This window comes from Methylobacterium sp. P1-11, assembly GCF_008329595.1.
GTDB lineage: Bacteria > Pseudomonadota > Alphaproteobacteria > Rhizobiales > Beijerinckiaceae > Methylobacterium.
Genome location: NZ_NPKS01000036.1, coordinates 1 through 15,987, shown reverse-complemented (window position 1 = coordinate 15,987; position 15,987 = coordinate 1). Strand labels below are relative to the sequence as shown.

Annotated in this window: 32 protein-coding genes; 24 read left to right on the top strand and 8 right to left on the bottom strand. The window is 63.6% G+C overall.

Annotated elements, in window-relative coordinates:
* Positions 1-8: 8 nt before the first annotated feature.
* Together CIW48_RS27025 and CIW48_RS27020 are read right to left on the bottom strand one after the other, a co-directional pair.
* Entirely contained in the window at positions 9-365 is a 357-nt protein-coding gene (locus CIW48_RS27025; protein ID WP_149313513.1) for a helix-turn-helix domain-containing protein, read from the bottom strand.
* The gene (locus CIW48_RS27020; protein ID WP_149313512.1) at positions 362-688 is read right to left on the bottom strand and encodes a hypothetical protein; all 327 of its coding nucleotides are present in this window, start codon (positions 686-688) and stop codon (positions 362-364) included. Before CIW48_RS27020 ends, CIW48_RS27025 begins: the two co-directional genes overlap by 4 nt.
* 420 nt (positions 689-1,108) lie before the next feature.
* On the opposite strand from CIW48_RS27020, the gene CIW48_RS27015 reads away from it, so the two are divergent.
* The gene (locus CIW48_RS27015; protein WP_149313511.1) at positions 1,109-1,735 is read left to right on the top strand and encodes a hypothetical protein; all 627 of its coding nucleotides are present in this window, start codon (positions 1,109-1,111) and stop codon (positions 1,733-1,735) included.
* Between the two features lie 19 nt (positions 1,736-1,754).
* On the opposite strand, the gene CIW48_RS27010 is transcribed toward CIW48_RS27015, so the two are convergent.
* The 5 genes from CIW48_RS27010 to CIW48_RS26990 all read right to left on the bottom strand — a co-directional run bounded on the left by CIW48_RS27010 (position 1,755) and on the right by CIW48_RS26990 (position 4,053).
* Entirely contained in the window at positions 1,755-2,297 is a 543-nt protein-coding gene (locus CIW48_RS27010; protein WP_149313510.1) for a helix-turn-helix domain-containing protein, read from the bottom strand.
* Positions 2,298-2,531 carry a hypothetical protein gene (locus CIW48_RS27005; protein WP_149313509.1) on the bottom strand — a complete coding sequence of 78 codons (234 nt, stop codon included), beginning with the start codon at positions 2,529-2,531 and terminating at the stop codon, positions 2,298-2,300.
* Between the two features lies 1 nt (position 2,532).
* Positions 2,533-3,096: a hypothetical protein gene (locus tag CIW48_RS27000; protein ID WP_149313508.1), complete on the bottom strand. Its 564-nt coding sequence runs from the start codon at positions 3,094-3,096 to the stop codon at positions 2,533-2,535.
* Positions 3,096-3,389: a GapR family DNA-binding domain-containing protein gene (locus CIW48_RS26995; protein WP_149313507.1), complete on the bottom strand. Its 294-nt coding sequence runs from the start codon at positions 3,387-3,389 to the stop codon at positions 3,096-3,098. The genes CIW48_RS27000 and CIW48_RS26995 overlap by 1 nt, the downstream gene beginning before the upstream one ends.
* A 172-nt stretch (positions 3,390-3,561) precedes the next feature.
* The gene (locus CIW48_RS26990; RefSeq protein ID WP_149313506.1) at positions 3,562-4,053 is read right to left on the bottom strand and encodes an HNH endonuclease; all 492 of its coding nucleotides are present in this window, start codon (positions 4,051-4,053) and stop codon (positions 3,562-3,564) included.
* Between the two features lie 74 nt (positions 4,054-4,127).
* Here CIW48_RS26990 and CIW48_RS26985 point away from each other — a divergent pair, with 74 nt between their 5' ends.
* On the top strand, positions 4,128-4,700 hold the full coding sequence (locus tag CIW48_RS26985) for a helix-turn-helix transcriptional regulator (protein ID WP_149313505.1): 573 nt from the start codon (positions 4,128-4,130) through the stop codon (positions 4,698-4,700).
* Position 4,701: 1 nt separating this feature from the next.
* Here the strand turns inward: CIW48_RS26985 and CIW48_RS26980 are convergent, their stop codons facing one another.
* Complete coding sequence (locus tag CIW48_RS26980; RefSeq protein ID WP_149313504.1) at positions 4,702-4,896, bottom strand: hypothetical protein; 195 nt, start codon at positions 4,894-4,896, stop codon at positions 4,702-4,704.
* A gap of 429 nt (positions 4,897-5,325) precedes the next feature.
* On the opposite strand from CIW48_RS26980, the gene CIW48_RS26975 reads away from it, so the two are divergent.
* The 22 genes from CIW48_RS26975 to CIW48_RS26880 all read left to right on the top strand — a co-directional run bounded on the left by CIW48_RS26975 (position 5,326) and on the right by CIW48_RS26880 (position 15,822).
* Positions 5,326-5,703 (top strand): hypothetical protein, encoded by a 378-nt coding sequence (locus tag CIW48_RS26975; RefSeq protein ID WP_149313503.1) that lies wholly within the window; start codon positions 5,326-5,328, stop codon positions 5,701-5,703.
* On the top strand, positions 5,703-5,963 hold the full coding sequence (locus CIW48_RS26970) for a hypothetical protein (RefSeq protein WP_149313502.1): 261 nt from the start codon (positions 5,703-5,705) through the stop codon (positions 5,961-5,963). The genes CIW48_RS26975 and CIW48_RS26970 overlap by 1 nt, the downstream gene beginning before the upstream one ends.
* Positions 5,963-6,376: an HNH endonuclease gene (locus CIW48_RS26965; RefSeq protein ID WP_149313501.1), complete on the top strand. Its 414-nt coding sequence runs from the start codon at positions 5,963-5,965 to the stop codon at positions 6,374-6,376. The genes CIW48_RS26970 and CIW48_RS26965 overlap by 1 nt, the downstream gene beginning before the upstream one ends.
* A gap of 14 nt (positions 6,377-6,390) precedes the next feature.
* Positions 6,391-6,543 (top strand): hypothetical protein, encoded by a 153-nt coding sequence (locus CIW48_RS33530; protein ID WP_173009416.1) that lies wholly within the window; start codon positions 6,391-6,393, stop codon positions 6,541-6,543.
* Between the two features lie 2 nt (positions 6,544-6,545).
* Positions 6,546-6,857, top strand: coding sequence for a hypothetical protein (locus CIW48_RS26960; RefSeq protein WP_149313500.1), 312 nt, complete (start codon positions 6,546-6,548; stop codon positions 6,855-6,857).
* On the top strand, positions 6,857-7,213 hold the full coding sequence (locus CIW48_RS26955) for a MazG-like family protein (RefSeq protein WP_149313499.1): 357 nt from the start codon (positions 6,857-6,859) through the stop codon (positions 7,211-7,213). Before CIW48_RS26960 ends, CIW48_RS26955 begins: the two co-directional genes overlap by 1 nt.
* The gene (locus CIW48_RS26950; protein ID WP_149313498.1) at positions 7,210-7,497 is read left to right on the top strand and encodes a hypothetical protein; all 288 of its coding nucleotides are present in this window, start codon (positions 7,210-7,212) and stop codon (positions 7,495-7,497) included. Before CIW48_RS26955 ends, CIW48_RS26950 begins: the two co-directional genes overlap by 4 nt.
* Before the next feature lie 223 nt (positions 7,498-7,720).
* Positions 7,721-8,356, top strand: coding sequence for a trna delta -isopentenylpyrophosphate transferase (locus CIW48_RS34285; protein ID WP_246695435.1), 636 nt, complete (start codon positions 7,721-7,723; stop codon positions 8,354-8,356).
* On the top strand, positions 8,353-8,949 hold the full coding sequence (locus CIW48_RS26940; RefSeq protein ID WP_197739374.1) for an HNH endonuclease signature motif containing protein: 597 nt from the start codon (positions 8,353-8,355) through the stop codon (positions 8,947-8,949). Before CIW48_RS34285 ends, CIW48_RS26940 begins: the two co-directional genes overlap by 4 nt.
* Complete coding sequence (locus CIW48_RS26935; protein ID WP_149313497.1) at positions 8,946-9,395, top strand: hypothetical protein; 450 nt, start codon at positions 8,946-8,948, stop codon at positions 9,393-9,395. The genes CIW48_RS26940 and CIW48_RS26935 overlap by 4 nt, the downstream gene beginning before the upstream one ends.
* Complete coding sequence (locus CIW48_RS33525; RefSeq protein WP_173009415.1) at positions 9,395-9,541, top strand: hypothetical protein; 147 nt, start codon at positions 9,395-9,397, stop codon at positions 9,539-9,541. The genes CIW48_RS26935 and CIW48_RS33525 overlap by 1 nt, the downstream gene beginning before the upstream one ends.
* Entirely contained in the window at positions 9,538-9,744 is a 207-nt protein-coding gene (locus CIW48_RS26930; protein WP_149313496.1) for a hypothetical protein, read from the top strand. The genes CIW48_RS33525 and CIW48_RS26930 overlap by 4 nt, the downstream gene beginning before the upstream one ends.
* Entirely contained in the window at positions 9,744-10,418 is a 675-nt protein-coding gene (locus CIW48_RS26925; RefSeq protein WP_149313495.1) for a hypothetical protein, read from the top strand. Before CIW48_RS26930 ends, CIW48_RS26925 begins: the two co-directional genes overlap by 1 nt.
* Positions 10,419-10,515: 97 nt before the next feature.
* On the top strand, positions 10,516-11,127 hold the full coding sequence (locus CIW48_RS26920; RefSeq protein WP_149313494.1) for a hypothetical protein: 612 nt from the start codon (positions 10,516-10,518) through the stop codon (positions 11,125-11,127).
* The gene (locus CIW48_RS26915) at positions 11,124-11,597 is read left to right on the top strand and encodes a helix-turn-helix domain-containing protein (RefSeq protein ID WP_149313493.1); all 474 of its coding nucleotides are present in this window, start codon (positions 11,124-11,126) and stop codon (positions 11,595-11,597) included. Before CIW48_RS26920 ends, CIW48_RS26915 begins: the two co-directional genes overlap by 4 nt.
* Positions 11,590-11,892: a hypothetical protein gene (locus tag CIW48_RS26910; RefSeq protein ID WP_149313492.1), complete on the top strand. Its 303-nt coding sequence runs from the start codon at positions 11,590-11,592 to the stop codon at positions 11,890-11,892. The genes CIW48_RS26915 and CIW48_RS26910 overlap by 8 nt, the downstream gene beginning before the upstream one ends.
* Positions 11,893-11,960: 68 nt before the next feature.
* Positions 11,961-12,155: a hypothetical protein gene (locus tag CIW48_RS26905; RefSeq protein ID WP_149313491.1), complete on the top strand. Its 195-nt coding sequence runs from the start codon at positions 11,961-11,963 to the stop codon at positions 12,153-12,155.
* Positions 12,148-12,423 (top strand): hypothetical protein, encoded by a 276-nt coding sequence (locus CIW48_RS26900; RefSeq protein ID WP_149313490.1) that lies wholly within the window; start codon positions 12,148-12,150, stop codon positions 12,421-12,423. The genes CIW48_RS26905 and CIW48_RS26900 overlap by 8 nt, the downstream gene beginning before the upstream one ends.
* A complete protein-coding gene (locus CIW48_RS26895; RefSeq protein WP_149313489.1) occupies positions 12,420-13,457 on the top strand; it encodes a hypothetical protein in 1,038 nt (345 codons plus the stop codon). The genes CIW48_RS26900 and CIW48_RS26895 overlap by 4 nt, the downstream gene beginning before the upstream one ends.
* Positions 13,457-14,044 (top strand): YfbR-like 5'-deoxynucleotidase, encoded by a 588-nt coding sequence (locus tag CIW48_RS26890; protein WP_246695434.1) that lies wholly within the window; start codon positions 13,457-13,459, stop codon positions 14,042-14,044. The genes CIW48_RS26895 and CIW48_RS26890 overlap by 1 nt, the downstream gene beginning before the upstream one ends.
* Complete coding sequence (locus CIW48_RS26885) at positions 14,037-14,609, top strand: hypothetical protein (RefSeq protein WP_149313488.1); 573 nt, start codon at positions 14,037-14,039, stop codon at positions 14,607-14,609. The genes CIW48_RS26890 and CIW48_RS26885 overlap by 8 nt, the downstream gene beginning before the upstream one ends.
* A 148-nt stretch (positions 14,610-14,757) precedes the next feature.
* Positions 14,758-15,822 carry a site-specific integrase gene (locus tag CIW48_RS26880; protein WP_246695433.1) on the top strand — a complete coding sequence of 355 codons (1,065 nt, stop codon included), beginning with the start codon at positions 14,758-14,760 and terminating at the stop codon, positions 15,820-15,822.
* Positions 15,823-15,987: the final 165 nt, after the last annotated feature.

Below are 15,987 nucleotides of genomic sequence, written 5' to 3'. Positions count from 1 at the left end.
TGTGAGGGTTAGAAGGGGCTGGGCGCGGGGCAGTGGTGCCGAACGAGCGCAGCGACATGCTCTTCGGGCGTCCGGCCGGCAGCGCGCGCGGCGTGGCGCAGGGCAAACGCCACGTCTTCCGGCAGAGCTATGGTGTGAGGCTCAACGAGCGTGATGGACTGCCACTTGTCGGGCAGTCGCCGGACCAAGCCGCGCGCCTCTAACTGGGAGATCAGCCGATGCACGCCGGACTTGCTGTTCAGCCCGACCTCTTCAGCAAGCTCGGCATAGGTGGGTGTCACTCCGCGAACGAGGATCCATTCGCGGAGGACCGCCAGCAACTCTCGGGCTCGGGTCGTCAACCCGTAGGCGCGGGCATCAGTCATTGCCGGTCCTCGCCCACCATCTCAGCCATTTCCGAAGCCACCACGGCAGAGGTCGTCCCTGCGCCTGTAACCGTGCTGCTCGCCGCCATCCGGCGCGGCTTAGCTTCGCTTGAAGCCATCGCATCGAGCCTCCCTCCCAGCGCGAAAAACCGCGCCCGCTCCAGTTCAGCCTCTGCCTCAATCCGCGCGCACTCGCGGTCGTAGGCGGCCCGAATTGCTAGGTACGTGTCGGCATCCAGCCTGACGGCGTGGCGGCCGAGGAACTTGCGGACCCAAGATCCGCTCTCGCCGATGGCGCGACCTACGTCGTCGTAGGCGACCATTCGCGAACCCGCGCGCCTCGACGCACGCTCAACGAGCGCGCCGAGGATCGGGAAGGTGACGCTAGCTGCGCTTTGCATTGTCCGTTTCCGAACACAGGCTGTCCGCCGCAAGACTGATCTCCGTGTGAGAAGGGTTCTCGACACGGAGGAGCCGCAGATGGCCGACCTGGATGGGAAGGGGGTACGCACACAGAATGCGAGTGACAGCGCGCCGTCTTGGGATGACTACCTCGACGCGCTTCGGATCGAAGGAAAGCGCTACAGGCCGGCAAGCCTTCGCGCAGTCCTTGAGGAACGCGATCGAAAGGGCGGCAACCCGATCGAGCGCAATGGTGATGGCAGCCCACGCGGCCGAAGTGTTCGGACGACCGCGGGGCGCCTCCGCCCAACCGCGATTGGCGGAAACGGCGGGACGGAAGGATGACGGCCTCAAGCACATGGCAGAAGCGCCTTCGTCCGGATAAGGCTGGCAGAGGCCGCAGGAGAGAGCCCGGTCGCCAGTTCGATCTCTTCAAGCGTGAGACCCGCATTGAACATGGCGGGGACGACCACCGGCCACGCGGTGCGCGGGCAGATCTCAGAGACCGCCTCAACGGCACGACGCGGCGAGCGAAGGCCGAACCGAACCTTCCGAAGCTCCGCAGATCTCCGGCCGGCATCGATAGTCGCAAGAGCCGACCTCAGACGTGGCCGATGCGACGGTGCTCGAATGCGCTCCGGGCGAACCAGCGCAAGTGCCCGGATGCGACGCCTAACGGTCTCAGGACAGACATCGATCGCTATGGCGATATCTTTGATCTGTTGCCAGTCGTTAAACCGCCGCGTGATCTCAGCATCGAGAGCGGTTCCAGCGCGGAAAACGCCGGGGCTCAGCGCTTTGCGAAGCCCGAGAAGAGCAACCCTGTGCCGAACAGCGTCAGTGCTGGTTCGAAACTCCTCTGCCATCCCACGGGCAGTCATACCCGCCGCGACGCCCTCGGCGACGAGCCGGGTGAGGACATCGCCATAGCGGCGACTGCGAGCGGGAACGCTTTCCAGAGCAAATAACGGTGACGGAGCAAGCATGTCAGTGCCTCCCCGGCCATTTCGCCGCCCAAAGCCTCTGCGCCATCGCAATCGGGCAGTCGCTGGGCTCGATATTCAGTCGCTTAATCACCGACTGCACACGGCATTCGTTGTGACGAACCGTGGAATGGTCTCTGCCACCGACGAGGTTGCCCGTCCGGGTGAGGCTGAGATCGGAGAACCGAATAGCGAGCCAGCAGAAGATCTGACGCGCCTTGACGGTGCTGGGGTCCCGACGCTCGGATTTGATGTCGAACACCGCCACCCCCGTCGCACTGGAGCAGATCTCCATCAGGTGACGAGCGGTGCGCGTCGGGCTTTGCTCGATGTCTTCCGGGCGAACGGGCTTCGGCGGGATGAAGCCCTTCTCGCTTATCTTCGGCTCCGGCCAAGGCTTCGCAGCGGGCGCCTGGATCGGGCGTCCCAGCTTGGTGGCGGCATTCAGATGAGGACCGCGCACCAGGGCGATATCGACGACCGGCGCCTTTGGGCGATTGTCGCCGAAGCTCACGCGGCTGGTCTCAAAGGTGCGGAAGCCAGACATTCAGCCGATCTCCGATCCGTTGGCTTCAGTCACCGCGCACAGCTCATCGAGACGGCGGGCGAGGAGGCGAGCGCGCTGAACGGGAATGGCGGTGCTGACGTAGTGGCGGCCCCGGTTGCCGAGCTTGACGACGTAGATCCGGCCGTGAGCGGCGATGAAGCGGACCTGACCGCCATCCGCCGTCTCCAGGACGTGCTTAAAAGTCGTGTCAGCCGCGTCGGTGAGTGCGGACATGCTAAGCCGCCCCATGAGTAGCGCGCTGCGCAGAGGCGGCCGCGAAGGCGACAGAGTTGCCGCGCTTCAGATCCCGGACGATCCGAGCCGCAACGTGCTCGTCCTGCGTGCGCGCCGTGTGCTCGTAAAGTTCGAACAGATGATCCGGCACCCAGGCGGGGACCTCGACAGGCTCCCACGTCTTGAACCGGATAAGGCGATCGTTCTCCAGATCGTTGCGCTGGCCCTGGAACGCGGCCTCGCCTCGGGTCGTCTTCACCTTGACGCCCTTCGGAGGACGCAAGCCAAAGCAGGCGCGCTCGACGATGTTGACCGAGGTGCCCAGACGCTCGGCGATGATCGGGTAGGACACCCACTCGGTCTCGCGGATGCGGCGGATCTGAGCGCGCAGAGCCACGGAGCCCGGAACTACGGACCGATGGGTGTTGATCATCTTGGCGACGTCAGAGCCCTTGAGGCCCGGCGCACGGCCGAACCGGCGGAACTTCTCAGCGACCCGTGTCGGGTTGTAGCCCTCGTCGTAAAGGGCCTGCGCTTCGGCGATATCGGAGGGCGACCAGTTCATCACTCAGCCGCCTCGCGCGTATACGCATGCGAGAGGTAGCGCTGATAAGCGGCCCGATAGGTCTCAAGGACCTCCTCGGCCTCACGGGCCGCGGTCGGGTCCTTGGCGAGTTTCCGCTGCTCATTGACGAGGCCTCGAATGGCAGCCTTGTCGAAGCCCAGTCCATGGGCTTCTTTGTAGACCTCAGACACGTCCTGCATGCGCTCGTCGGCTTCCTGCCGAAGGCGCAAGATGCGGTCGACGTAGGAGCCGACTTGCTGGTCTGCGCCAGCGTCGTTGATCGCGTCAGCCATCACCCGACCCTCTCAGCAAGGAGAAGGAACAGCAGGCCAATGCTGGCGAAGCTGAAGAAGAGATCAGAGCCGGCGGCTAAGCCAGCCGAGTACCTGCGCTTCACGACGTAAGCCGTGGCAGTCAAAGCCGATGCGAGGCACCAGCAGCCGATGAAGGTGAGGACTAGCCAAGTCATGCGCGTTTCTCGCGAAAATTGAGGACGGCAAATTGACGATGGATATCCGACGCGAGACGGTCTCGTGCCTTCGCGGCCTCAGCCGCCGCAGGAAACCACGCAGTCTGATAAGTTCTACCTTCGAACATCACTCGGCCGCGGAACTTCCGATGCTCATTGCACCAGAACACGCCGCGGAAGCCCCATTTGTTTGGTTTGGCGGCTCTGTTCGCATTATTCTCCGAAGGAGAACAAAGTCGTATGTTGGACCGACGATTGTCGGTTCCGTCGCCATTGACGTGGTCAACGTACTCGCCTCTCTTCGCGTTAAGCAAGAAGCGGTGCAAGTAAACCTTGTCTCTCTTCACCGGGCATCGGCCGTAGATATAAAAACCGCCGGATGCGCGCTTTATGGCTTCACGGCGCCAGACGATGTGGCTCACGGCCGCCTCGTCACACTCATCAATGGTTGCAAACGTGCCGTCGGAAAGCTTCAGGCGAACGCTCATCACGCTGCCGCTCCCGAGCGAGAGGCGATGACGACCGACACCGGAACTGACTTCCAGAGCATCGGCGAAACGGTATGACCGAGAGCTTCGACGGCAGCCGTGATCGGCTCGAACGTGGCCGGCGGGAATGTGCCCCGCGCGATCCAGTTGAAGACCCTCTGCTGAGAGGCGCTGAAAAGCTCCTGGACCTTCACGCGTCCGCCGAGCGCTTCGATGACTTCGGGGACTGTCGCGAGGTGAGCCATACACACCGAATTAAAACGGTGCGTTGTGATAGTCAATACCCCAATGCGTCGTTAGCGCACAACGGATCGTTTTGGCATACATCCGCTATGCAGATCGAAACGCATGAAGCTGACAGCATGTCCGCCATCGGCGAGCGCCTGCGGCTGCTGCGCACAGTCCTGGACCTAAGTCAGGGGCAAATGGCCGAGCGGCATGGCGTGGAGAGCCAGCAGGCTTGGGCGAACTACGAGCGAGCCGAGCGCCCGTTGGACTACCGGATCGCTCTCTCCGTCGCACAGAAGGACGGCGTTTCACTCGACTGGATCTACCGCGGCCTCGTAGGGACGCTGACGGTCGATATGGCCGAGAAGCTGTCGCACGCGAAGCCGACTCGCAGGGGTAGGCCCCGTAGGACCGCCTAGGTCAGGTCACGCACCGAAGCGGCTGCCGAGCGTCCTCCGACTTCCTATGAAGGAAGCCATTCAGCAGCTCGCGCGCCAGTTCCAGCGTGTAATTGGCCTCGCGCTGGTCGGCGGGTAGCTGGCCAACGAGCTGTATGGCGAGCATGCGGAGGGCGCGCTCGCGATCCTCAATTCCTTCGCTACGCTTGTCGGGCATCGATGCTACCTCTCGACAGACGCTAACACGGACGGCTTTTCAACCACAACATAGGAGAACGAACCATGAACAGGTTTGTTCTCCGGGCTTGCCCTTAGCCGAGAAAACAACGCACTGTTCAAATTAGCGCTTGCCATTAAAACGGAGCGTTGTTAGAAAGGGTCATCGCAGCCGCCCTGGAGCGAAGCCGATGACCCCGCCTCCCGCCGACCACATCATTCTCGCTCTCGGCATCATCGCCCCCTGTCTGACGCTCGTCGGGGTGTGGGCTACCGTCGATACGGCCCGGCTTCTGGCCGAGTACCGTCGCGACTGCCCCCAACTTACGGGTGGCAAATTCGGTTGCACGGCTACTGAGGGTAGAGTTTACGACTCATCCGATCTGTACGCCATCAAATGTGAAATAAGCGAGCGCGGGGAGGTGCTGTGATGGCCTCCATGCGGTTCCCTGACGGGTATTGGGCCGAGGAAGGCCTCAACGAGTATCGCGAACCTTGCTTCATTCTTCACAACGTCAGGTTCGGTGTACTTTCCGACCATGACTGCGAGGCGGAAGCTGTCTTCGCCGCCCAGGACCATGCGGATGAATTAGCTGACGAAGACTCGGCTGAAGCGGCGGATATTGCCGAGACTGCTTATAATAAGAGCCTCGACAGTATCCACGCCATGATTGCCGGGCTGATCGTCCAGCCGCTTCCCGGCGACGATGAGGCACGGGGTGAGCAGCGTGCGGTTCGGGCTGCCCTGCTCGCCATCGATGCAATCGGCAAGGCGCCGGCTGCTCAGCAGATCGCGAGGGCCGCGTAATGGCTCAGATCTGGAAATTCGACGTCAAGCCTTCTCTGGAGCCGATAACCTTTAAGGCTCCCGGCCTCGGTAAGGCGCTGTTCTTCGGCCTGCAGGACCACCAAGCGCGCGTCTGGATGAAGATCAAGCCGGGCCATCCAGAGGTCGAGCGCCGCATCCAGGTGGTCGGCACCGGGCACGATATTCCTGAAAACTGGCGCTACGTCGGCAGCGTTCAGGATGGCCCATACGTCTGGCACTGCTTTCAGGAGGGCATGTGATGCCCTTCGTCATCTGCGAGGATGTCGGCACGACCGCCCGTAAACGCCTTAGCCCCCGCGACGTTCTCGCCGCTTGGGAGCGCACCAAGGGCGTCTGCGTCACCTGCGGCGAGCGGATCGATGGCGTCCGCCAACGCTGGTTCGTGGAACACGAGATCGCGCTTGAGAACGGCGGCTCCGACACGGCCGGCAATCGCGGTCCAGCCCACTACGAGACATGCAAGCGGGTGAAGGACGCGGCCGACCACTCGGCGGCTGCCCAGGCCAAGCGACGCAAGCGGGTTCAGCTCGGCATCACTGCCACTGCGACGAAGCCGAAGATCCAGAGCCGTGGCTTCGCGAAGGCTGAGCCCCAGCGCCGAGCATCAAAGCCCCTCGAAAAGTGGTTTGGCCCAGCTTTCCCCTCTCGCTGATCAGGAGACGAGCAATGCTCACCTACCTCGGCTCCTGCCCAGCCCATCATGCAGCTTTGCTCTGCGGGATTGCGGTTCCGCTGATCACCTTCGGATCGGCACTTCTATTCATCGGCGCTTTTGAGATCGCCCACCAGCTTTTCGCCCTCACCTCGTCGGAGGATTGACCATGTGTTACCTCAATTCGGCTTCCGATGACACGCCCGAGCCGCGCAGCCGGGCGAACCGGATCAGCCCCATTCGTCTGCGCCGCGAGCGTGACGATCTTCACAACCTGACGGGCGATGTCGTCCGCATGCTGGAGGGCCATCAGGCCGGCGACGTCGGCTTCACGGGCGCTGGAACCCGTCTGACCCTGGCCGCGACGCTGAACGCCCTTGAGGGCTTCATCCAGCGCGTCCGTGATGTGGAGGCCGAGGTTCTTCCGCGTCCTGTCGCTTCTGACCGGCTGCCGGCTGTCGCGAGCGCGGAGGCGTTCTGATGGACAAGATCAGTCTCTCCGACCTGAATGCCGCCAACAAGGCTCGGCAGACCGAATGGTGCACAGGCGGCGACCCGGAGCCTGATCTGGCCTTCCGGGGCAACGAGCTTGCCGGCGAGACAGGCGAGGCCTGTAACGTCATCAAGAAGTTGGAACGCGAGCGCCACGGCTGGCGGGGATCTCGGGCGACGAAGGAACAGCTCGCCGAAGAGCTAGCTGATGTCGTGATTTGCGCGGATCTTTGTGCCGTGACCGCTGGCATTGATCTCGCCGCTGCGGTCGTCGCAAAGTTCAACGCGACTTCCGAGAAGCAGGGGCTCAAAACCCGCCTCGTGATCGTGGAGGCGCGGTCATGAGCGCCTTCAGCACGGTAGAGACCCAACCCGACTACCACGCGATCTACTTCGGTGATCGCAAGGTGGCGATCCTGACGCCGGCCTTCCCCGCCAAGTCCTGGCTCGGTATCCCGATGTTCCCGGCCGAGCCGTGGACGATCCTTCCCGATCCAGAAGCCTTTCCGGATGCGGCCTGCACGGGCCTGCCTCGCCCGTTGAGCCCGACCGGCAACACGTTCGCGACCTTTGGGGCGGCTCTGGACTTCCTCGGCATCGAACAGCGTGCGGAGGCGCAGGCCGCATGACGCCCGTGTGGTGCTCAGACTGCGATCACGTGCACCCCGCCAGCCGGGATGAACAGAAGCCGTGGCGGTGGCGCTGCTTAGCGAGGCCGATTGAGCCCGGCTTCAAGTTCGTCAGCCCCGGCTTCTCGCCAAACCCTCCTTACGCTCGCTGCGAGGACACCAACCGCGATGGCGAATGCGCGCTGTACGCGCCTCGCCGAGCCCCAGCAGAGGATCCGGCACCATGACCGCCGCTGCCAAGATCAAGGAAGTCCTAGAGCGCTACGGCGAGACCTACGACGCCCGCAAGGGCGGCACCGTCTGGGAGGTTCAGGGTACGCCGGTCATCTCGCACAAGTGCCTTGAGCGGGTCGCCGCGAAGGCCGGCATCGCATTCGAGAAGCCGACAATCCTCCGCGCCGAGCGCGACGAGGCGGTCATCATGGTCGCCGGCAGCCTCGACAAGCGATCCGAGTGGTCGATCGGCGAGGCCCTGGTCAACGTGAACTACCGCGTCTCGGGCAAGCAGGCGGCCTATGTCTACGCCATGGCCGAGAAGCGCGGAAAAGACCGCGTCATCCTCAAACTCGTGGAGCTGCACGGGCTCGCCTACTCCGAGGAGGAGGCCGACGAGTTCAAGAAGGCCGGTCGCCAGCAGGACGACACCGTTGATCCTGACGTGGCCGCCAACGAATTTATCGCGTCCTGCAAGAAGCGGATCGCGGATGCCCCCGACACGGCAACGCTCGCCGGGTGGTGGAACACCGACGAGCGGCGCCAGGCCTTCCGCGACTTCGACCTGAATGACGATGAGTGCCGCGAGCTTCAGCAGCTCGTCACGGCCCGCGTCGAAGCCCTCAAGCCGCGAGCTGTGTCATGAGCGATCATGCTGATCGGTTCTTTGCCGACCAGAAGGTCTGCGAGCACTGCGGTTCAATCTACCGCCGCCCGCGGAACCAGTCTCGCGGCTTCTGGGGTCGTCGCCGGTTCTGCGGCGTGAAGTGCGGCGCCACGGTTCACTCGTACCGTGTGAACACGCTGGATGCCTTTCGTGCTGAGATCCTTCCCGAGCCAATGAGCGGCTGCTGGTTGTGGACCGGCACACTTCATCATGACGGGTACGGACAGATCCGCATTGGCGGCGTGACCGAGCGCGCGCACCGCCTGTCGTACCGTCTGCACTGCGGCGAGATCCCCGACGGCCTTGGTGTTCTGCATCACTGCGACACGAGGTGCTGCGTCAATCCAGATCACCTTTACGTCGGCACAGCGCAGCAAAACAACGCCGACATTGATCGTCGTGATCGCAGGCTCAAAGGAGCCGCGAACGCAGCGTCGAAGCTCTCCGAGAAAACAGTCCGGGAGATCCGCGCCAGCCTTGAGCAGCACACCGTGATCGCCCGGCGATACGGCGTCACCCGCCAAGCCATTGCTGCCGTCAGATCCGGCAAAGCATGGGGGCACGTGCGATGAGCGATTTATCCGCCAGATGCTTCATAAAGCGCGGCACCAGCCTTTGGGCTGCCGACATGCACGCTGACGACTTCCTGCGCGGCATTAAGGACGGCTCCGAGGTGCTGGTCACCATTCGCCGTCCGAGATCCGTCCAGCACCACCGCAAGCTGTTCGCCCTGTTCGCCGTCGTGCTGGAACAGACCGATCGGTGGGCCGACAGCACCATGCTGCTGGAGGATCTGAAGCTCGCCACCGGCCTGTTTGAGACCCGCGTCTCAGCGCTCACCGGCATGCCCTACCCAGTGCCGGCCAGCATCAGCTTCGCAGCGATGAGCCAAGACCGTTTTGCCGCTTGGTACGAGAAGGCCATCCGCGTCCTGTCGGAGCACCTTGGCACCGACGTGGAAACGCTGAGCCGGGAAGTATCTGCCGCCGATGCTGCCAGCACTCGGAGGGCAGCCTGATGTTCTGGCTCGGCCTCGTCTGCGGCATCGGCCTCTCCATCATCGCCGCCCTCTGCATCGGCTTCCGGGATGCTCGTCGAGATCTCCGAGAGCAGGACGCGATGCTTGAGGCGGATCGTCTGTTTCGTGAGGGGCCGGACCAATGAGTGCGCTCCTACTCATCGCCTTGGGCGCCGGCATCGTCCTTCTGCCCTCCCTTCTCGTGATCGCTCTGATCACCATCGCCACGCTGCGTCGGGATCTGAACGCGGGCAATTCCCAGCCGGCTGCGGATGAGGTCGCGCCTGTCGTGGTGGGACGAGCCGAGATCGGCTGCCTGGTCGCGGCGAATGATCGGGAGGCCGCGTAATGGATCGACCCATTCTCTTCTCGGCGCCGATGGTTAGAGCGCTTCTGGAAGGCCGGAAAACGCAGACCCGCCGGCCACTGAAGGAGCAACCGCCTTTAGGCTCCGGCAAGCGGTGCGTGCGCGTCCTGCGCCGGCCGCTCGACGCGCCTCAGGAGCACGCTTTTGAGTGGCGCTCGCTGTACAATGCCTATCTGGGCGATGCTGTCGTTCGCTTTGCCGCGGGCGACCGCCTGTGGGTCAAGGAGACGTGGCGCGCGACCGAGGAATGGGACAATCGCCCGCCTCGCGAGATCCAGCCCAGCTACGTCCGATATGAGGCCGATCCGTGCGTGGCGCACAGCTATGGCAAGCTGCGGCCGTCCCTGTTCATGCCGCGCTGGGCTTCGCGGCTCACTCTGCTGGTGACAGACGTCCGGGTTGAGAGGCTGCAGGACATCAGCGCGGCTGACGCAGAGGCGGAAGGCATTCACGGCGAGCTGTCGCAGTCGCTCGGATCAAAGATCTGGGGTGTGCCTCATGCGCCGGTCCAGGGATGGGAAGACCCCGTCTCTGCCTTCCGAGACCTATGGAACGGCATCAACGGCCCCGACGCCTGGGCTGCCAATCCATGGATTTGCGCGGTGAGCTTCACCGTCCAAACGCGCAACATCGATGATCTGCCGAGGGCAGCATGATCGCCGACCTTCCTTACCTCGCCCTGGCTCTGCTCGCCTACGCCGTGCCGACCAGCATCACCGTCTGGATGGACGAGGGCATTCGAGAAGCTGGCAAGTGGAGGCTGCGGAAATGAGCAATCACGAAAACATCCAGAAGATTGCCGCACTGTCCTTCGCTGAGCACATCATGCAGGACGCGCCAGCCAAGTCATGGCACCTCGGCAAGCCGGGAACCAGCGCCTATGCCTTCCGGATTACCTGGGCGGTCGGCGTCGTGGCGGTCAGCGGCGATATTGGCACAGCCGTATATGAGGTTTGGCCGGCATTCCAGACCCTTGAGGGCGCCATCGACCTGATCGGCAAGGCTGGCTTCGACTACCTGACCAGCAAATCCGAGTTCAAGGAGGAATATGATCGTGAGGCCACTGTCGAGGCGCTGATCGAGAGCGCCTACGAGGCTCAGCGGCGCAAGTGGCAGCCACAGTTGTTCAAGCAGCTCTGCGACGAATACGGCGGCGATGAGAACGACCCGGCTGACCGGAAGGATGCTGTCCGCCAGTTCCGCGACGACGACAGCATGTCGGCCGAGCGCATCTACAACCTGACCGGCGACTTCGAAGATCCGCTGTACCGGCACACGGCAGCAGCCCGCTGGGCATTCGAGGCCGTGAAGCTCTGGGCCGCCAAGATGAAGGCCGAGGCCGCTCAGGTGGGGTCGGCAGCATGAACGCCCCGATCAACCTTCACGGCGTCATCGCTGCCCTCCGCGAGGAGAACGACATCCTGCGCGAGACGGTCCGGCAGCTACGGGAAGAACTCGCGCCGCAGATCGCCTTCCCGAAAGCATGGCGCCTGACGCCACAGCGCGCAGCCGTCCTGTCGTGCATCATGGCGGCAAGCCCTCACGTCGCCAAGCACAGCCGGATCTACGCCGCCGTCTGGGGCAGCGGCGACTTACCTGAAGACCCTCGCAATCAGGTGCAGATCCTCGTCTGCGAGATGCGGCGGCGCATGCGTGCGGCAGGCGTGGACCCCGGCTTCGTGAGCGTCTTCTGCGTCGGCTACCGCATGACACTGGCGGACCGAGATCGGCTGCAAGCCATCATTGACCGCGCAGATCTCGGTAAGGCCGTCACCGCCCGCCGCTGTGTCTCCGCCACCGATGCCGCTGACAAGCAGGAGATCGCGCGTGGCTGACCGTCCCATCATCTTCTCGTCGCCCATGATTGCGGCGCTGCTCGCTGGCCGGAAGTCGCAGACCCGACGGGTTCTGAAGAAGCAGGATTGGCCGGAAGCCATCGTGCAGCGGTTCCCAAACCAGAAAGCCGCCGTGCCATCCCTGCCGGGAGATCGGCTCTGGGTGAAGGAGCCAGTGCGACGCTCACCTGCCATATGGCTGTTCGCAGAGGCAAACTTAAGAGTGCGCCGTGTGCCTGTGGATCAACGGAGGTTGAGGCTCATCACGCCGATTACTCTCGGCATCTTGATGTAAAATGGGTTTGCCGACCCTGTCATGATGCTTTGCACCAATAATAGGAGGCGACAATTCCCGATATATCAATGTGTCCCAGCGAGGACTGCCCGCTCCGGCGCGACTGCTACCGGAACGAGGCCAGCGGGACCAAGCCGCGATCCACTTGGCAGTCCTACAGCGCCTTCACGTGGCAATCCGTAGCCGATGGCGATGCCGTCCTCTGCGACGACTACGTGCCGGCCCGCGCCGCCCTCGCGACGGGAGCAGACCGGAATGGCTGACGAGATCATCAAGGCCGGCACGGCCATCATCTTTGATCACGGCGAGTATAGCGACAGTTCGTATACCGGACCGTTCCGAGTTGAGCGTGACATCGACAAATACCCACTCGCGGAAGCCTATCGCGAGCAGTGGAAGCCCAGCGAGGATGGCTGGCAAGAAGAGCCAGACTATGATGGATTTATCATCTGGCTGCACAAAGAAGGCTACATTTCCGATCTGCAAGCCACCTCATGGCATATCGGATCTTACGGGAGATTTGAGCCATGACCACCACCCCCACGAACACCGCTTCCTCGCCGGCTGGAAGGGGCGGAGAACCAGACAAGCGACTGGACTTCCCAGGCGGCCGGTTTGAGGGCGAACTGACGCTGCGGGAAGCCGCGCTGAAAGTCGTCAACTGGTTCGATAAGGACGGGGCCGCTGGCACCTTGCCGGACTACATCATGGACCTACGCAGCGCTTTGAAGGCCACCGCATCTCCGGATCCAGCCGGAGCGGGCGGGGATCTGGGAGAACTGGAAAGGCTGAGCAAGGCGGCTCCCAAGGGGCCGTGGCACCCGGACGAATATGAGGCCCACGATGAAGATGGTGGGCCGAGCGAGATTGCTTGCGACGGGATCTGCGTGCCGAGCGACTACTTCGACCCAGAGAGCATCGCATCGTGCAATCGCTCTGTCGCTGCCTTCGTCTGCGCCTTGGTCAACGCCTTCAGAGCCGGCAAGCTCGTCGCCTCTTCACAGATACAGACAGACGGGGGAGGGACGGGCGAGCCCTTCGGGACAGGCTACTCATCAGAGACCACGCCCTCCGGTCGTGGCCCTGCGGGTGAGTATCCTTCTCGCATCCCAGCTTATGCGACCGATTTTGACCGGATAAGCTGCATGTGCTCTAGAGGCGACGTTGAGGTGTTCGCCAGAGAACTTTCAGAAAAGCACCGAGGCAATGAAATCTACGCGCTCGCTGTGATTGATGTCTATCGCAACGGTCAGCGCGTCAGCGATGAGCACTCGCAGAGCGAAGACCCGAAGGGGCTGAGTCCGAAGGATGCCAGCGCGGCCCCGTCAGGGGAGACGCCCGACCCCTCCCCCCAGTCTTCTCCCACCCTCAAGACCGGAGGCATGACGGTCGAGGAGGCGAGCCAGCTTCTTGACGGCATCCGAGATCCGAAGGCGCTTGCTGACTACTACCGGAACATGGCCCGGCTGGATGGCATCCCAAGACAAGCCGCGGTCTGGTCTGAGCACGCTGCCAACATCGAAACCGCGCTCCGTATCCTTCAGGCTGCCGGTGAGGTGCGGTGATGGGCGAGATCATGCAGAGCCCGACCGTGCGCCGCATCGTTGGCCCAACCATCCTGCTTGCCAGCGGGAACTACTTCGACTTCCTCACGCCCGAGCAGAGCGCCTTCACGATTGAGGACATTGCCCATGGGCTGTCCCACATCTGCCGGTTCGGCGGCCAGTGCAGCCGGTTCTACAGCGTCGCCCAGCATAGCGTGATCGCGTCGAAGCACGTGCCCGCTCCGGACGCCTACGCTGCGCTGATGCACGATGCGGCTGAGGCCTTCGTCGGCGACATGGCGAAGCCGCTGAAGGACCTCTGCCCCGAATACCGCGAGGTCGAGAAGCGGGTCGAGGCCGCGGTGTTTGAGCGCTTCGGCGTTCCGATGCCCCTGCCGCCTTCGGTCAAGGAGATCGACACGGTGATGCTCGCCACCGAGCAGCGCGAGCTGATGCGCAACCGTGACGACTGGAATTACACGCGGGGCCGGCAGCCGCTCGACATCGTCATCCCGCCCATGACGCCAGCCATGGCGAAGGCAGCGTTCCTCACGCGCTTCGCCGAGGTCGCGCCCTCCGATCTCATTCTGGGGGCGGACGATGTCTGAGACCCCCGCCGCCGACCCCGGCCGGACGGCCGAGACGAACGAGCCAGCCATCTACGTGCTCATCAAGCGCGGTCTCTACTGGAGGCCGGAAGCGCAGGGCTACACCGGAGTCTTGGCCGAAGCTGGCCGGTACGCAGAGGCTCAGGCGAAGCCATACCGAGAGGAGCCGCGGCTTGGCACTAAGGTGATGCTCGCCAGCGAGGCGCCCGAGTTCGCGCCTGCGTGCTGGGAAGAGACCAAGATCGCCGTTCTGAAAAACGAGATCGCCCAACTCCGCTCCCGTCTCCAGGAGGCTGAGAAGGGCGCCGAGGCGTGGAAGCGCGTCGCCCTCATCGCAGCGATCCCGCTTGAGGCCATGCGCATGGCCGGCTCCTACCGAGCGCTGGCACCGTCGACACAGACCTGCGTGGACGAAGCAGTCGTCACGATCCGCATGGCCGTTACCGGTCACAGCCTACCGCCAGACGGCGATCTTGACGCCAGCCTAGCGCCAGCCCGCGCCGCTCTCGCCGCCAAGACCGCCCCGCTTCCCAGCCCCAGATCTGACGATGGAGGACAACAGTGAGTGTCTACACGGCTGCGCAGGTCGCTGAGCGCTGGAAATGCTCGGCGTCACACGTTCGCAAGATGGCCGACAATGGCCAGTTGCCCAGCTTCCGCGTCGGCGGGAAGTTGCTACGGTTCACAGCGGAGGCGGTAGAGAGCTACGAGCGATGCCAGAGTTCAAACTCCAACGTTTCCGCGGCGGCTGGGCCGTCGCTGTCTACGAGGACGGAAAACGGATCAGCCGCCGCCAGCTTGTCGCTCGCGATGCGGCAGGAGCGGCGCAGGAGTTCAACCGCGTCGTCACGGTCGCCAGCCGGCCAGTAGACCCGACCGTCCGCGATGTCTGGGAAGCCTACCTCGCGGACCGCGCCGGCCGGAAGATCGTCCAGAACATGGGTTGGACCGCTGGCAAGGTGCTGCCGTTCTTCGGGCACCTGAAGCCCAACGAGATCACCGCGAAGCTCTGTCGGGTCTATGCCGCAGAGCGACGGAAGGCGCCACGCGGATCTCAGGCTCAGCAGGAGCGGCGCGCCAAACAAGGCAAGGCCCTCGTGATCGGCGTGACCGACGGCACGATCAGGACCGAACTTAACCAATTGCGGGCCGCCATGCTTTGGGGCGTCAAGCACGGCATGGTGGCTAAGGCGCCGCCGATGGACATGCCGCCAGTCAGCAAGCCGCGAGAGCGGCACCTGACACACCGCGAGTTTGAAGCGCTGCTGGATGCCGCCGAGGCTCCGCACCTCAAGCTCTACCTGCTGCTGGCCATCTCGACGGCCGGCCGCAACGCCGCCCTATTAGAAGTGACGTGGCGGCAGATCGATTTCGAGCGCGGGAACGTCCACCTGGGCGACCCGTTGGCGCTTCGCCCCCGCAAAGGCCGGGCGACGGTGCCGATGACGAACGAGCTACGCGCGGCGCTCTCGGTAGCCAAGGCACAAGCGCCGACGACCACCGATCGCGTGATCGAGTACGCCGGGCGTCCGGTCGCGAGCGTGAGAACGACCCTGACCAAGGCTGCTAAGCGGGCCGGCGTCAAAGGCGTGACGCCGCACGTCCTGCGGCACACCGCGGCGGTGTGGATGGCAGAGGCCGGGCATTCCATGTCTGAGATTGCGGCGGTGCTCGGCCACTCGGACGACGCGATCACGCAGCGCGTCTACGCCCATCTCTCACCGACGCACCTGCGTGGCGCCGTAAGCGCCCTGGAAAACCGAGGCGGCAAGTTATGAAGTGCTCAGGGGTTCCGGTGAACCTGGAACCTCTTGCGCAGGGCGCGCTAGGCGCCTCTAATGCGGAACACATCGCGCACAGCGCGCAAACGGAGTCGGAACATATGCCGGCACGCTCTATTGGTAATGAAGAGGTCGAGAGTTCAATCCTCTCTCGCAGCACCA

Bases quoted from the DNA above. Each gene is read 5' to 3' on its own strand.
- CIW48_RS26990 (WP_149313506.1), bottom strand. From the start codon at position 4,053: ATGAGCGTTCGCCTGAAGCTTTCCGACGGCACGTTTGCAACCATTGAT.
- CIW48_RS26995 (WP_149313507.1), bottom strand. From the start codon at position 3,389: ATGGCTGACGCGATCAACGACGCTGGCGCAGACCAGCAAGTCGGCTCC.
- CIW48_RS26985 (WP_149313505.1), top strand. From the start codon at position 4,128: ATGACCGAGAGCTTCGACGGCAGCCGTGATCGGCTCGAACGTGGCCGG.
- CIW48_RS26890 (WP_246695434.1), top strand. From the start codon at position 13,457: ATGGGCGAGATCATGCAGAGCCCGACCGTGCGCCGCATCGTTGGCCCA.
- CIW48_RS26905 (WP_149313491.1), top strand. From the start codon at position 11,961: ATGTGTCCCAGCGAGGACTGCCCGCTCCGGCGCGACTGCTACCGGAAC.
- CIW48_RS27025 (WP_149313513.1), bottom strand. From the start codon at position 365: ATGACTGATGCCCGCGCCTACGGGTTGACGACCCGAGCCCGAGAGTTG.
- CIW48_RS26965 (WP_149313501.1), top strand. From the start codon at position 5,963: ATGCCCTTCGTCATCTGCGAGGATGTCGGCACGACCGCCCGTAAACGC.
- CIW48_RS33525 (WP_173009415.1), top strand. From the start codon at position 9,395: ATGTTCTGGCTCGGCCTCGTCTGCGGCATCGGCCTCTCCATCATCGCC.
- CIW48_RS33530 (WP_173009416.1), top strand. From the start codon at position 6,391: ATGCTCACCTACCTCGGCTCCTGCCCAGCCCATCATGCAGCTTTGCTC.
- CIW48_RS34285 (WP_246695435.1), top strand. From the start codon at position 7,721: ATGACCGCCGCTGCCAAGATCAAGGAAGTCCTAGAGCGCTACGGCGAG.
- CIW48_RS26935 (WP_149313497.1), top strand. From the start codon at position 8,946: ATGAGCGATTTATCCGCCAGATGCTTCATAAAGCGCGGCACCAGCCTT.
- CIW48_RS26900 (WP_149313490.1), top strand. From the start codon at position 12,148: ATGGCTGACGAGATCATCAAGGCCGGCACGGCCATCATCTTTGATCAC.
- CIW48_RS26980 (WP_149313504.1), bottom strand. From the start codon at position 4,896: ATGCCCGACAAGCGTAGCGAAGGAATTGAGGATCGCGAGCGCGCCCTC.
- CIW48_RS26940 (WP_197739374.1), top strand. From the start codon at position 8,353: ATGAGCGATCATGCTGATCGGTTCTTTGCCGACCAGAAGGTCTGCGAG.
- CIW48_RS26930 (WP_149313496.1), top strand. From the start codon at position 9,538: ATGAGTGCGCTCCTACTCATCGCCTTGGGCGCCGGCATCGTCCTTCTG.
- CIW48_RS27000 (WP_149313508.1), bottom strand. From the start codon at position 3,096: ATGAACTGGTCGCCCTCCGATATCGCCGAAGCGCAGGCCCTTTACGAC.
- CIW48_RS26975 (WP_149313503.1), top strand. From the start codon at position 5,326: ATGGCCTCCATGCGGTTCCCTGACGGGTATTGGGCCGAGGAAGGCCTC.
- CIW48_RS27010 (WP_149313510.1), bottom strand. From the start codon at position 2,297: ATGTCTGGCTTCCGCACCTTTGAGACCAGCCGCGTGAGCTTCGGCGAC.
- CIW48_RS26880 (WP_246695433.1), top strand. From the start codon at position 14,758: ATGCCAGAGTTCAAACTCCAACGTTTCCGCGGCGGCTGGGCCGTCGCT.
- CIW48_RS26885 (WP_149313488.1), top strand. From the start codon at position 14,037: ATGTCTGAGACCCCCGCCGCCGACCCCGGCCGGACGGCCGAGACGAAC.
- CIW48_RS26895 (WP_149313489.1), top strand. From the start codon at position 12,420: ATGACCACCACCCCCACGAACACCGCTTCCTCGCCGGCTGGAAGGGGC.
- CIW48_RS26970 (WP_149313502.1), top strand. From the start codon at position 5,703: ATGGCTCAGATCTGGAAATTCGACGTCAAGCCTTCTCTGGAGCCGATA.
- CIW48_RS26915 (WP_149313493.1), top strand. From the start codon at position 11,124: ATGAACGCCCCGATCAACCTTCACGGCGTCATCGCTGCCCTCCGCGAG.
- CIW48_RS26950 (WP_149313498.1), top strand. From the start codon at position 7,210: ATGAGCGCCTTCAGCACGGTAGAGACCCAACCCGACTACCACGCGATC.
- CIW48_RS27020 (WP_149313512.1), bottom strand. From the start codon at position 688: ATGGTCGCCTACGACGACGTAGGTCGCGCCATCGGCGAGAGCGGATCT.
- CIW48_RS27005 (WP_149313509.1), bottom strand. From the start codon at position 2,531: ATGTCCGCACTCACCGACGCGGCTGACACGACTTTTAAGCACGTCCTG.
- CIW48_RS26955 (WP_149313499.1), top strand. From the start codon at position 6,857: ATGGACAAGATCAGTCTCTCCGACCTGAATGCCGCCAACAAGGCTCGG.
- CIW48_RS27015 (WP_149313511.1), top strand. From the start codon at position 1,109: ATGACGGCCTCAAGCACATGGCAGAAGCGCCTTCGTCCGGATAAGGCT.
- CIW48_RS26960 (WP_149313500.1), top strand. From the start codon at position 6,546: ATGTGTTACCTCAATTCGGCTTCCGATGACACGCCCGAGCCGCGCAGC.
- CIW48_RS26925 (WP_149313495.1), top strand. From the start codon at position 9,744: ATGGATCGACCCATTCTCTTCTCGGCGCCGATGGTTAGAGCGCTTCTG.